This is a genomic window from Rhizobium sp. SVR5-2C (assembly GCF_056755115.1).
This window is the reverse complement of the sequence record NZ_JBNDHT010000004.1, coordinates 32255-45822: the sequence shown is the minus strand read 5'-3', so window position 1 is coordinate 45822 and position 13568 is coordinate 32255. Positions and strand designations below refer to the sequence as shown.

The 13568-nt window shown below is 61.2% G+C and carries 11 protein-coding genes; 2 read left to right on the top strand and 9 right to left on the bottom strand.

All coding sequences use genetic code 11. The annotated features are described in order from the left end of the window. Positions 1 to 18 precede the first annotated feature (18 nt). Genes ftsA through ACPYOI_RS02075 form a run of 3 tightly spaced genes read right to left on the bottom strand, consistent with a single transcriptional unit; the run spans position 19 to position 3193 of the window. A complete protein-coding gene (gene ftsA, locus ACPYOI_RS02085) occupies positions 19 to 1350 on the bottom strand; it encodes a cell division protein FtsA (protein WP_168830691.1) in 1332 nt (443 codons plus the stop codon). After that, positions 1347 to 2279: a cell division protein FtsQ/DivIB gene (locus ACPYOI_RS02080; protein WP_481414772.1), complete on the bottom strand. Its 933-nt coding sequence runs from the start codon at positions 2277 to 2279 to the stop codon at positions 1347 to 1349. Before ACPYOI_RS02080 ends, ftsA begins: the two co-directional genes overlap by 4 nt. Then, a complete protein-coding gene (locus ACPYOI_RS02075) occupies positions 2267 to 3193 on the bottom strand; it encodes a D-alanine--D-alanine ligase (RefSeq protein WP_481414773.1) in 927 nt (308 codons plus the stop codon). The genes ACPYOI_RS02080 and ACPYOI_RS02075 overlap by 13 nt, the downstream gene beginning before the upstream one ends. A gap of 496 nt (positions 3194 to 3689) precedes the next feature. Here ACPYOI_RS02075 and ACPYOI_RS02070 point away from each other — a divergent pair, with 496 nt between their 5' ends. Next, positions 3690 to 4994, top strand: coding sequence for an MFS transporter (locus tag ACPYOI_RS02070; protein ID WP_481414774.1), 1305 nt, complete (start codon positions 3690 to 3692; stop codon positions 4992 to 4994). 111 nt (positions 4995 to 5105) lie between these two features. Next, entirely contained in the window at positions 5106 to 6203 is a 1098-nt protein-coding gene (locus tag ACPYOI_RS02065; protein ID WP_481414775.1) for a metallophosphoesterase, read from the top strand. A 7-nt stretch (positions 6204 to 6210) separates the two neighbouring features. Here the strand turns inward: ACPYOI_RS02065 and murB are convergent, their stop codons facing one another. The 6 genes from murB to mraY form a co-directional block, all read right to left on the bottom strand. Further along, positions 6211 to 7185, bottom strand: a complete 975-nt coding sequence (gene murB, locus ACPYOI_RS02060) for a UDP-N-acetylmuramate dehydrogenase (protein WP_481414776.1) — start codon at positions 7183 to 7185, stop codon at positions 6211 to 6213. Next, positions 7182 to 8597 (bottom strand): UDP-N-acetylmuramate--L-alanine ligase, encoded by a 1416-nt coding sequence (gene murC / locus ACPYOI_RS02055; RefSeq protein WP_481414777.1) that lies wholly within the window; start codon positions 8595 to 8597, stop codon positions 7182 to 7184. The genes murB and murC overlap by 4 nt, the downstream gene beginning before the upstream one ends. After that, on the bottom strand, positions 8594 to 9718 hold the full coding sequence (murG, locus tag ACPYOI_RS02050; protein WP_481414778.1) for an undecaprenyldiphospho-muramoylpentapeptide beta-N-acetylglucosaminyltransferase: 1125 nt from the start codon (positions 9716 to 9718) through the stop codon (positions 8594 to 8596). Before murG ends, murC begins: the two co-directional genes overlap by 4 nt. Positions 9719 to 9871: 153 nt before the next feature. Next, positions 9872 to 11026 (bottom strand): putative lipid II flippase FtsW, encoded by a 1155-nt coding sequence (ftsW, locus tag ACPYOI_RS02045; protein ID WP_168830683.1) that lies wholly within the window; start codon positions 11024 to 11026, stop codon positions 9872 to 9874. Between the two features lies 1 nt (position 11027). Further along, on the bottom strand, positions 11028 to 12440 hold the full coding sequence (gene murD, locus ACPYOI_RS02040; RefSeq protein ID WP_481414779.1) for a UDP-N-acetylmuramoyl-L-alanine--D-glutamate ligase: 1413 nt from the start codon (positions 12438 to 12440) through the stop codon (positions 11028 to 11030). A gap of 7 nt (positions 12441 to 12447) precedes the next feature. After that, the gene (mraY, locus tag ACPYOI_RS02035; protein WP_481414780.1) at positions 12448 to 13548 is read right to left on the bottom strand and encodes a phospho-N-acetylmuramoyl-pentapeptide-transferase; all 1101 of its coding nucleotides are present in this window, start codon (positions 13546 to 13548) and stop codon (positions 12448 to 12450) included. Positions 13549 to 13568 lie beyond the last annotated feature (20 nt).

Sequence of the window (13568 nt, the reverse complement as noted above, 5' to 3'; positions counted from 1 at the left end):
CGGCCAATTCACTCAATTTCAGAAGCTTTCCTTCAGCCACTGGCCCATCCGGGCGATGCGGCTGTTATTACCCCCAAGCGACATGAGCAGACCGCTCTGTGACGCATGTGTTTCCATGTCCGCGACCTGCGGATAGATCATCAGGCCGACCGCCGTCGAAAAGGCCGGGCCCTTGGCTGCCGTCGGCAGGCCAGAGACGCCCATCGGGCGGCCGATGCGAACGTTGCGGGCGAGAATGCGCCGCGCCACTTCCGCAAGACCGGTGAGCTGGCTGGCACCGCCCGTCAGCACGACGCGCTTTCCGACGATGGGGCTGAAGCCCGAGCGCTGGATACGGTCGCGAATCAATTCCATCGTTTCCTCGATGCGCGCAGCCACGATGCGCGAGACGAGCGCGCGCGGCACCTGAGTCGGCTGATCGCGCTCATCCTCGCCGATCGGCGGGATGGAGATCAGCTCGCGCTCGTCGGAAGAATTCGAGAACGCCGAAGCATGAACGACCTTCAGACGCTCCGCATCTTCGATACGGGTCGAAAGACCGCGCGCCAGATCGGTGGTGACGTGGTGACCGCCAAGGCCGACCGCATCGGTATGAACAAGCTTGCCTTCCGCAAAGACCGAGAGCGTCGTCGTGCCGCCACCCATGTCGATCGCGCAGCAGCCGAGCTCGACCTCGTCGTCCACGAGAGCGGCAAGACCCGACGCGTAGGGCGTTGCCACGATACCTTCGACGGAGAGATGTGCGCGATTGACGCTAAGCTCGAGGTTCTTCAAAGCGGCACGTTCGGCAGTCACGACATGCATGTCGACGCCGAGAACATCGCCGAACATCGCAAGCGGATCGCGGATACCGCGTTCGCCATCGAGCGAAAAGCCGGTGGCAAGCGAGTGGAGCACAGCGCGATCCTGGCGCAGCGACTGCTGGCAAGCGGCTGCAAGCACTTTCTTGAGATCGTTCAGCTCGACTTCCTGCCCGCCGAGATCGATCGTCGCCGTGTAAACGTCGCTTCCGAGACGGCCGGCAGTCAAGTTGACGATCAGGCTTTCGACGGTAAGACCCGCCATGCGCTCGGCCGCGTCGACGGCGAGACGGATCACACTCTCGAGCGCATCGAGATCGGCGATGACACCGGTCTTGATACCGCGCGAGCGCTGATGACCAATGCCGATGATTTCGATGTTGTGCGTACGGCCCGGAAGGATTTCACTCTCTTCCCGTGGCGTCAGACGGCCGATCATGCAGACGACCTTGGTCGAGCCGATGTCGAGCACCGAAACGATGTGAGACCGCTTCGACGAAAGCGGCTTCAGGCGCGGCAATCCAAAATGGGATGAACCGAACAAGCTCATATATTCTGCCCCGCCTTTTTCAAATCCTTGGTCCGCTGATCGAGAACGACCTGCCGGCGCGCCATGGCCTCCGGGGTCAGTTGGATTGCGGTCCTGTCCGCCAACCTGAGATCGACGGCTGCGATGTCACGCGCCAGAAGATCTTGTTCCTTGTCGAATTTCGAGAGTCTGGCGAGCGCCTGATCGACGTCCTCCGAGGGCAGCTTCACGACGATGCCGTTGTCCATGTGCAAATCCCAGCGGCGGCTGGAGACCCAAACATAAGCCTTCACGCGCGACTTGATGTCGGGCCACTTCGCAAACTCGCCTTCGAGCGAAACCGCAGCTGTTTCCGCATCGCGGCCGACGACGAGAGGCAGCGACGAGAACCTGTTGTCGCGAAGCGGCGCGATCACGCTGCCGTTCTTCTCGATCAGCGAAAGTTCCTGCCCGTGCTGCCAGATCGCATAGGCCTGGCGCTCCTTCAGCTTCACCTCGATCGTCTTCGGATAGACTTTCCTGACCTCGACGCTTTCGACCCAGGGAAGCTTGGCAATCTTCTGGCGCGCAGCATCGACATCGAGCGCCACCAGCGACGTCGTGCCATCAAGCCCGAGAAGCTGGAGAATCTCGATTTCCGAGGTCGCCGAATTGCCGGAGACCTTCACATCTTCGATCGCGAATCCGGCCGCCGTCGTCGTCGCCTGCGCGACCGCTTCCGTATGGCCGCCGAGCGACATTCCGTAGAGACCGGTCGCCGCGAAGAACACCAGAGCGGAGACCGTACCCGCATGGGCCGGAATATGGATACGGCCACTTCCCAGGCTGACGAGGAAGCGCACGATACGGCGCAGCGGGCGCGGCAGAACCATCCGGCCATCGCCCTCAGGCAGAGCGATGACCGATTGACGACTCGGGCGACCTATCCTTTTGACCGTCAACGAGAACAAGAAGCGTCCTCCACCATCCAGCGCAGAAACTCACCAAAGGAATAACCGGCATGGCCGGCCATTTCGGGCACAAGGGAGGTTGGCGTCATGCCGGGCTGGGTATTCACTTCCAGCCAGATAACTTCACCGTCTTCGGAGAACCGATCGTCATAGCGGAAGTCGGACCGACTAACGCCGCGACAACCAATTGCTTGATGCGCCCTTAACGCCAATGTTTGTATTTTTTGGTAAATATTCGGTGAAATTTTCGCCGGAATGACGTGTTTTGAGCCGCCGGCCGCGTACTTGGCGTCATAGTCATAGAAGTTGTGACCCTGCGGCACCACCTCGGTCACGCCAAGAGCCTTGTCGCCCATGACGCCGCAGGTAAGCTCACGGCCATAAACGTACCGCTCGACAATGACTTCTTCGCCGTAGCGCCACTCAGGCGAGCTGATGATCTGCGGCGGATGCGACTGATCCTCTTGAACGATCAGGACCCCGAAGCTCGACCCCTCGCGAACGGGCTTCACCACATAGGGAGGCGCCATCGGGTGCTCGGGCGGGAAGGCAAAGCGATTGATGACCTCTGATTGCGCAACCGGAATGCCTGCCGCAGCGGCAACCCCCTTCGCCTTGCCCTTGTCCATCGCAAGCGCAGAGGCCAGGACGCCCGAATGCGTGTAGGGAATTTCGAGATATTCCAGGATGCCCTGAATCGTGCCGTCCTCACCGAAAGGACCATGCAGCGCGTTGAAGACGACATCGGGACGAAGCGCCTCAAGCTTCGCGGAAACGTCGCGATCGACGTCAATGCGGGTAACCTGAAAGCCTTCGGCTTCGAGAGCATCCGCGCAAGCCGTTCCCGAAGACAGACTTACCGGTCTCTCCGAAGAAAATCCGCCCATCAGGACAGCGACATGCTTGCGACTCATACTTACCCCCAAAATAACTTTCAGCCTGCGTTTCGTGGTTTGCGCCACACTTGCCGGCGAATCCGGCTCACTTCAGACAGCGTAGGGATAAGACAACATTATGGTTAATGAAGTGTTTACTTTTATTAACCGATCGTCCGCGGCCACGATTTCGAACGCCTCTGAGCTGGCGGGTGCCTCTAAGTTTTCGACTCCAAATCAGCGCCTTGCGGCCGCCTGCTGAAGTTCGCTCAGAGCATGAAAAATCGGCACATGGTAACCTGCGAGACATCTGGAGAAGGCCCCAGTCCCTGTGCCTTGTCGAGCAATTTCCAGGCAGGCCAACCAGAAGCACACCGGTCAACGGGCGCCACGCAGGAAATGATCCTCATGCCTGGGCGTCCAATTTCATCACTTTCTTGCTTACTTAACGTTTGCGTGCACTAAAAATTGCGTTAAGACGCCGGCGACCCCGTCGAGGGCCGCCCTCAATATGAAATCCTAAAATGGAATGAAAATGTCTGAAGCGATATCTACCGTATCGCCGACACCTGCTTCATCGAACAGTGCGCAAGTCAATTCGCCGGCGCGTGTTCTGATCGCGAGCCTTGTCGGCACCACGATCGAATTCTTCGATTTCTATGTTTATGCGACAGCAGCCGTCCTGGTCTTCCCGACGCTGTTCTTCCCGAACAATGATCCGACCACCGCTCTCCTCGCCTCCTTCGCCACCTTCTCGATCGCCTTCTTCGCGCGCCCTCTCGGCGCCGTGGTCTTCGGCCACTTCGGCGACAGGATTGGCCGCAAGACGACGCTGGTCGCCGCTCTCCTCACCATGGGAATTTCCACGGTTGTTATCGGCCTCCTGCCCTCCTACGACTCCATCGGCGTCGTCGCACCGCTTCTGCTGGCATTGTGCCGCTTCGGCCAAGGCTTCGGTCTCGGCGGCGAATGGGGCGGCGCGGTCCTGCTGGCAACCGAGAACGCACCGGAGGGCAAGCGCGACTGGTACGGCATGTTCCCGCAGCTCGGCGCCCCGGTCGGCCTGTTCCTGTCCTCCGCGGTCTTCTGGCTGCTTCTTCAGGTCATCTCGCAGGATGCACTGCTGAGCTGGGGCTGGCGCGTGCCGTTCATCGCCTCGATCATCCTGATCGCCATCGGCCTGTGGGTTCGTCTTTCGATCACCGAAACGCCCGATTTCCAAAGGGCGATCGACAAGCATGAGCGTGTTGCCGTGCCGGTCGGCGAACTCTTCCGCAGGCACAAACGCAGCCTCTTCCTCGGCACCTTCGTGGCACTCGCCACCTTCGTGCTGTTCTATATCGGTTCGGCCTATCTTCTCTCCTACAACGTTAAGGTCCTGAAGATACCGTTCCTGGACGCGCTGGAAATCCAGATCATCGGCTCGGTCGTTTTCGGCATCTTCATCCCGATCGTCGGCAAGCTCGCCGAGAGATTCGGACGCCGTGAGATGCTGATCCTGACGACGGTCCTGATCGGTATCTTCTCCTTCTTCCTGCCCGGCCTGATGACCAGCGGCGAAGCAAGCATCGTCGTCTTCGCCATCGTCGCGATGGCTCTCATGGGCATGACCTACGGCCTGATCGGCACCGCGCTGGCGGCACCCTTCCCGACCGCAGTGCGCTACACCGGCTCGTCGATCACCTTCAACCTTGCCGGCATCTTCGGCGCCTCGCTGGCGCCCTATATCGCGACCTGGCTGCAGGCAACCTACGGCATGACCTATGTCGGCTACTATCTCGGCCTCGCCGCCGTGATCACGCTGATCTGCATCCTGGCGTCCGGTCGCGACGAAGTCTGATCGAGACTGTCTGCGTAAGTTCGAAGGCCGCGACGGAAAACCGCCGCGGCCTTTTTGTTGCTGCCTGTTGGCGTTGAGCATACTGTTCCTTCAGAACGGACGAGAACAGGGATGCTGACAAGGCGATCACTGCTGACACAGGGCCTGACTGCTGGCGTTGCCTTATCCATGCCATCGATCGCGCGGCCGGCAACCATCCCACCTGTCAACGTTACCTTCCTCGTCATCAACGACGTCCATGCCTGCCGTTTCGGAGACGGGCTCAGCCCGAACTGCCAGCAGGAAGGCAAAACCGACGCGAATCTGCTGCGGCATATTCTGGCGCTCAATAACATTCATCACCAGACGTGGCCGGACGCGATCGGCGGCAAGCCGAGTGGCTTGAGCGCCGCAGGGCAGCGTATCGCCCGCCCGCAAGGCATCATCGTCTGCGGCGACGTCACCGACGATGGCGGCGGACAGACTGCGGAGTTCGCCGAAGGCTCTCAGCTCCTGCAGTTCTCGCATCGCTACCAGCAGGGCCGCGGCCCGGACCAGGTGCACTTCCCGGTCTATGTCGGGCTTGGCAACCACGATCTCGATCAGGATGGGCGCCCGCCGCAGACCGACTGGTATCGCGACGAGCTTCGCGACTACGTGCAAATGAATCACAAGCCGAGCGTCTTCTTCAAGCCGCTGGTGCCCGTCGACAACTATGACGAAGCCTCGGACAATTACTCCTGGAATTGGGGCGGCCTGCATCTCATACAGGCGCAGCGATACGGCGGTGACACCAACAAAGGCACAGCCAGCGGTCTCGGCTGGATGAAAGAGGATCTCGCGACCTACGCTGCCGACGGCCGGCCAGTCGTCATCTTTCAGCATTATGGCTGGGACCATTTTTCAGTCGAGCGTTGGGATCCGAAAAAGAAGACCTTCGACGACGCTGGAACCGGCACGCCGCATTGGTGGGATGAATCAGAACGTCAGGATCTGCTCGCAACCCTCAGCGGCTACAATATAATCGGCATCTTCCACGGCCATGAGCACGACACGCCGATGGCCTACAAGGTCAACGGCATCGACGTCTTCAAGGCCAAGGCAGCCTTCATGGGCGGCTTCTGTCTTGTCCGGGTGACAAGCAACACGATGGATGTGGCGATCGGCGAAGCCGCAGATGACAAAGGCGGCGTCAGGTTCGACACCGCCTTCAGCAAAGCCCTGCGCTGAAGCGCTCTTATTCGCTGGTCACGCCCTGGAACGGCCGCACCTCGCGGCCCGGCATGAAGGCGCCGAGACGCTTGATCTCCCATTCGAGCTTGATGCCGGAGTTCTCGAACACTTCGCGGCGGACTTGCTCGCCGAGATACTCGAGATCGTAGCCGGTCGCCTGCCCCATGTTGATCATGAAGTTGCAGTGAAGCGACGACATCTGCGCACCGCCGATGACAAGACCGCGGCAACCAGCTTCATCGATCAGCTTCCAGGCCGAATGGCCTTCCGGGTTCTTGAAGGTCGAGCCGCCGGTCTTCTCGCGGATCGGCTGGACCGTCTCGCGGTGATTCCGCACAGCGTCCATCTCGATACGGATTTTCGCGCGATCCTCCGGGTAGCCTTCGAACAGCACGGACGTAAATATCAGGTCGGGCGAGGCAGCGGAATGGCGGTAGGAATACCCCATCTCCTTGTTCGACAGCACGATCTTCTTGCCTTTGCGGTCGATGGCATTGACCTCGACGACACGTTCGCGGGTCTCGCTGCCGTTGGCGCCTGCGTTCATGCGTGCCGCTCCGCCGATGCTGCCGGGGATGCCATAATAGAAATGCAAACCGCCGATGCCGTTGTCCATCGCCATTGCGGCTACGTGCTTGTCCGGGCAGATAGCGCCCGCGAGAATGCGATTGTCACCCGCAAGCTCCAGCCCACCGAAGCCCTTGGCGGAGAGACGCAGCACGACACCGGGAATGCCGCCATCGCGCACGAGAATGTTCGAACCAACGCCGACGACGGTCAGCGGCACCCCTTCCGGAAGGATCTTCAGGAAGGCGATCAGGTCCGCCTCGTCATGCGGCTGGAACATCAGCTCGGCAAGGCCGCCAGCGTGGAACCACGTGACGCGGTCCATCGGGGCATCCGGCGTGATGCGGCCGCGGATGTCTTTCACACCTGCGCCTAGAGACTTGAGAAGCTTTTCCCCATTCACCTGTTTCATGCGGATTTTCCCGAAAGGCCTTCCAGTTGCCCGGGCAGCGCGGCTGCCCAGTAAGTAATACTCCCTGCCCCTAACAGAACCACAAAATCGCCTGGCTTTGCAATCTCAGCGATCATTTCCGGTAGAAGCTCCGGCGTGGCAAGTAAACGCGCGTTTCGATGGCCGCCCGCCTTGATGCGTGAAACCAGCGCTTCGGAATTCGCGCCTTCGATCGGGTCTTCGCCCGCGGCATAGACCGGAGCGAGGAGGATGTTGTCCGCGTCATTGAAGCAGCCGGCAAACTCCTCGAACAGACTCGATAGGCGGGTGTAGCGATGCGGCTGGTGAACGGCAATGACGCGGCCCTTGCAGGCCTCCCGCGCCGCCTTCAGGACGGCCTTGATCTCGACGGGGTGATGTCCGTAGTCGTCGAAGATCTGAACGCCATTCCACTCGCCGGTGAGGGTGAAGCGCCGCTTGACACCACCGAAGGAGGCAAGTCCTTTCGCGATGTCTGCGTTCGAAATGCCGAGACGGTGGGCAACCGCGATAGCGGCCGTTGCATTTGAAATGTTGTGCCGGCCGGGCATCGGCATCACGAGATCATCGAGCCGGATCACCTGCCCCGTGCGGCGGCGGCGGATTTCGACATCGAAGATCGACCGCGCGCCGTCGATACGCACATTCATGAAGCGGACATCGGCCTGCGGATTTTCGCCGTAGGTGACAACCTTGCGATCCTCGATGCGGCTGACAAGAGCCTGCACTTCAGGATGGTCAAGGCACATGACGCCGAAGCCGTAAAACGGAACGTTTTCGACAAACTGCCGGAACGCGGCGCGGACGGCGTCGAAATTGCCATAGTGATCGAGATGTTCGGGATCGATGTTGGTGACGACCGCAACATCGGCTGGAAGCTTTAGGAAGGTGCCGTCGGACTCATCGGCCTCAACGACCATCCACTCGCCCTCGCCCATGCGGGCGTTCGTACCATAGGCGTTGATGATGCCGCCATTGATGACAGTCGGATCAAGCCCGCCCGCCTCAAGCAGCGCCGCGACCAACGATGTTGTCGTCGTCTTGCCGTGCGTGCCGCCGATGGCGATCGCATTGCGGAAGCGCATCAGCTCGGCAAGCATCTCCGCGCGGCGCACGACCGGCAACAGCTTTTCGCGCGCGGCGATGAGCTCCGGGTTTTCGTTCTTGATGGCGGTCGAGACGACCACGACCTCGGCGTCGCCCAGGTTTTCGGCCTTGTGGCCGACGGAGACTTTGATGCCCTTGTCGCGCAGGCGCTGCACGTTGGCGCCGTCGGACTGGTCAGATCCCTGAACCCTGTGGCCGAGATTGTGCAGCACCTCGGCGATGCCGCTCATGCCGATGCCACCGATACCGATGAAATGGACGAGACCTATGGCCTTCGGCAGTTTCATGTGTGCGCCCCCTTGAAGTCTGCAATCGTACGTACGGCGGCAATAGCCTCAACCATGCCGGCAAGCAAGTTCGCAGCGTCCGGTTTCCCAGCCTGCTTTGCCACCGCTGCCATGCGGGCAAGCTTCTCCGGGTCGTTCATCGCTTGGGTCAGGATCGACGCGATCTTCTCCGAGGACAGCTCGGACTGCGCGATGACCTTGGCACCGCCTGTCGCGGCAAGAGCAGCGGCATTTGCTGCCTGATCGTGATCAAGCGCATGCGGATAAGGCACCAGCACGGCAGGGCGGCCGATCACGGAAATTTCCGAAACAGTCGAGGCACCCGAACGGCAAATCACCAGATGCGCATTCGCAAGACGCTCCGCCATGTCAGTGAAGAACGGCGCAATATCCGCACCCATGCGGAGCTGTGCGACACAGCCGCTGACCATCTCCATGTCTTCGGGACGCACCTGCTGGGTGATGCGCAACCGCGCACGCAGTTCGTCGTCGAGCAGGCTGATGGCCGTCGGCATTGCCTTCGAGAAATATTGGGCACCCTGGCTGCCGCCGAAGACGACGAGGTTGAAGGGCTCACCGGCATGGGAAGGCTTGTATGGCACCTTCGCAGCTTCGATAATCACCGGACGGACAGGGTTGCCGGTCGTTACGGTCTTCTCGGGGTAAGCGCCGCCGTTCTCCGGCAGAAAGCCGCCCGCAATGGCCTGCACACGCTGCGCCAGTGCCTTGTTGGCCCGGCCCATCACCGCATTCTGCTCGTGGATCATCGACGGTACGCCGAGACGTGTGGCCGCAAGCAGCGGCGGCACGGTCGGATATCCGCCGAAGCCGACGACGACCGAGGGCTTGACGCGCTGGATCAACCTCTTCGCCGCCCGCATTCCAGTCCAGAGCGTCCAGAGCGAGCGGGCGACGGCAACCGGGTTCTTCGAACCGATCGTCGCCGACGGCACGACATGGATTTCGTCTGCGGGGAACTTACCGGCAAAGCGCTCGGCCCGGCTGTCGGTTACGAGGTGAACGGAATAACCGCGCGCCTTCAGCTCGTAGGCCAAAGCCTCCGCGGGAAAGACGTGGCCGCCGGTTCCTCCGGCGGCAAGCAGGACAATGCCTTTATTCATGGGATTCGCCTTTCAACGGCATATACCCCCTCATCCGCCTGCCGGCCCCTTCTCTCCGAGGGGAGAAGGGCAAATGCCGGGCCGCAGGCGTCCCCTCTCCCCGTCGGGGAGAGGGCTAGGGTGAGGGGGTTAACGCCGCACATAGCCATTATCTTACTCCGCCGGCATTCCGTGCGGCACGCGGAAGAGGCTCCGCTCCTGGGCACGTTTTTCCGGGCGATGGCGCGTCAGCGCGAGAATGAAACCGGCGGTGACACAGATCGCGACCATGGACGAGCCGCCATAGGAAATCAGCGGCAGCGTCATGCCCTTTGCCGGAAGCAGTTCGAGATTGACGCCGATATTGATGATCGACTGGATGCCCATCTGCAGCACGAGGCCAGCAACGGCAAACCGGTTGAAATCGTTCTTCTCCTTATATGCGTGCGACAACCCTCTCAAAACAAGGACCGTGAACAGCAAAACGAGTGCGATACAGAAAACGATGCCGAACTCCTCGGCAGCGACAGAGAAGATGAAGTCGGTATGGGCGTCCGGGATGATGCGCTTGACGATGCCTTCGCCCGGGCCCTGGCCAAACCAGTCGCCACGGATGATGGCCTCACGGGCGGTGTCGATCTGAAACGTATCGCCCTCGCCGGTCATGAACTTGTCTATTCGTCCCGCCACGTGCGGGAAGACATAATAGGCCGTGACCAGACCGCCCACGCCGCCGACGCCGAGCAGAATGATCCATATCCAGGGCATGCCGGCCATGAAGAACATGCCGCCCCAGACAGCGGTCGTCAGGATCGTCTGGCCAAGGTCGGGCTGAGCGACCAGAAGCGAAGCAACCATGCCGAAGAGGATGATCGCAAAGAGATTGCCGGGGATTTCGGGCTGGCGCGCATGCTCGGCGAAAAGCCAGGCACAGACGACGACGAAGGCCGGCTTCATGAATTCCGACGGCTGGATCGAGAGGCCGGCGAGCGTTACCCAGCGGCGGGAACCCTTGACCTCGACCCCGAAGAAAAGCGCCAGAAGCATCATCGCCAGCGAGACGACGAGCAGCACGATCGCTGTCCGCCGCACCTGGCGCGGCGTCAGGAAGGAAAGCCCGATCATGACGGCTATCGACGGGATCATGAAGGCCGCGTGGCGCTTTACGAAATGGAAGGGCTCAAGCCCGATACGCTCGGCAACCGCCGGCGAGGCCGCGAAGGAGAGCATGAAGCCGATGCCCATGAGGAAGATGAACATCGCAAGGAAAAAGCGGTCGATGGTCCAAAACCAATCGGCCAAAGGCCCACGTTCCGCGCGGCTTACCATGTCATTTATCTCCTGTTGCCGAACCGATCAGCATGGTCACTCCATCGAGCGCTGCCACATGGCTGACAAATGCATCGCCCCTGACTTCGAAGTTCTTGTACTGGTCGAAGCTTGCGCAAGCCGGGGATAACATCACCGCGACAGGGCCAGTCTCATCTTTTTCCGCGTCGGCAGCCGCATGCGCGACAGCCCGCTCCAGCGTCCCGGAAATCTCGTATGGCACGGCTTCACCCAACGTCGCAGCAAACTCCGCCGCCGCCTCGCCGATCAGGTAGGCCTTGGCGACGCGCGGGAAGAACGGCGCCAGCGTCGTGATGCCGCCCGTCTTCGGCAGGCCGCCGGCGATCCAATAGATGCGATCGTAGCTCGACAGCGCCGGCGCCGCAGCGTCGGCATTCGTCGCCTTCGAATCATTGACAAAGACGACATTGCCGCGCCTGCCCACCGGCTGCATGCGATGCTTGAGGCCGGGGAAGGAGGCAAGCCCGGCGCGAATCTCCTCGGGCGATACCCCGACGGCGAGGCAGGCCGCAACCGCAGCAGCGGCATTCTGCGCATTGTGGCTGCCGCGAAGCGTCTGGATACCGGTAAGATCGGCGATCGGCAGAGCGGTACCGGAAGACGCCTGCATGATCTTGGCGCCTTCGGCATAGATACCGTCAGCCAGCGCGTGCCGGCGCGAAATGCGGACCACCTTCGTCCCTGCCCGCTCGATACGGTCAGCGATCATTTCGCAATAGCTGTCGTCGACGCCAACGACGGCCGTCCTGCTGCCCGCGACCAGCCGTTCCTTGACGTCGGCATAATGCTGCATCGTGCCGTGGCGATCGAGATGGTCAGGCGTGAGGTTAAGCAGAATGCCAGCAGACGGGTTTAGCGTCGGCGCAAGGTCGATCTGATAGGATGAGCACTCGACGACATAATAGCGCGCGGGCTTCGGCGGATCGAGCGTCAGCACCGCGGTGCCGATGTTGCCGCCAAGCTGCGTATCCCGGCCGGTGGATTTCAGGATATGCGCGATCAGTGCGGTGGTGGTCGACTTGCCGTTCGTGCCGGTAATCGCAATGAACGGGGAATCCGGCGCGTGCGCCCGGCGTTCGCGGACGAAGAGTTCCACGTCGCCGACGATATCAACACCGGCGGCCCGCGCGAGATCGACCGTCCAGTGCGGCTTCGGATGCGTCAGCGGTACGCCCGGGGAGAGCACAAATAGCGACTGCGAAGACCAGTCGATGTTGTGGAGATCGCCCGTCCGGATGCCCTCCGCGCTCGCGGCCGCAACGCTATCGGGATTGTCATCCCATGCGGTCACGTCGGCGCCGCCTGCAACCAGCGCCCGGGCCGTGGCGAGCCCCGAGCCGCCGAGCCCGAAGAGCGCAACCTTTTTTCCAGCGAGCGTGGTGACCGGAATCATGGTCCGCTCACCGCAGCTTGAGGGTGGAAAGGCCAAGCAGCGCAAGGCCGACGGCGACGATCCAGAAACGAATGACCACCTGGCTTTCAGTCCAGCCCTTCTTTTCGAAGTGGTGATGGATCGGCGCCATCAGGAAGACCCGGCGTCCGGTCATCTTGAAGAACCCGACCTGGATGATGACGGAGAGCGTTTCCGCGACGAAGAGACCGCCGATGATCGCCATGACGATCTCGTGTTTGGTGGCGACAGCAACGGTTCCGATCGTGCCACCGAGCGCGAGAGAACCAGTATCGCCCATGAAGATTGCGGCGGGCGGCGCGTTAAACCAGAGGAAGCCGAGGCCCGCACCGATGACGGCGCCCAGGACGACGGCAAGCTCGCCGGTGCCGGGCACGAAATTGATCTGCAGATAGTTCGCAAAGACCGCGTTACCGGCAAGATAGGCGATGACGCCGAAGGAGGCGGCAGCAATCATCACCGGAACGATCGCCAGCCCGTCCAGGCCATCCGTCAAGTTGACTGCGTTGCCCGCCGAGACGATGACGAAACCGCCGAAGACCACGAACATGATGCCGAGATCGACCATGAAATCTTTGAAGAAGGGAAAGGCGACCGAGGAGCCGAAGGTCGAGCCTGCCGTACCGGAGGCAAGCGCCGTGCGCATCATGAAATAGACCGCGATGCCTGCGATGATGAATTCGATGCCGAGGCGCGCCTTGCCCGAAAAGCCCTTGTCGCTCTGCTTGGTGACCTTGAGATAATCGTCATAGAAGCCGATCGCGCCGAAGCCGAGGGTGACGAGCAGCGTCGCGACGACGTAGACATTCGAAAGGTCGGCCCATAGCAGCGAGGCGCCGACGATGCCGGCAAGGATCATCAGCCCGCCCATCGTCGGAGTGCCGGCCTTCTTGAAATGCGTCTGAGGCCCGTCCGCGCGGATCGGCTGGCCCTTGCCCTGCCGAATGCGGAGCGACTTGATGATCGCCGGCCCGAAGAGAAAGACGATGAGAGCGGAAGTGAAGAGGGAGGCACCCGTGCGGAAGGTAATGTATCTGAACAAGTTCAGAAATTTCAGATGGTCCGACAGTTCGACTAGCCAAATCAGCATTCAGGGCCCCTTGTTTACCC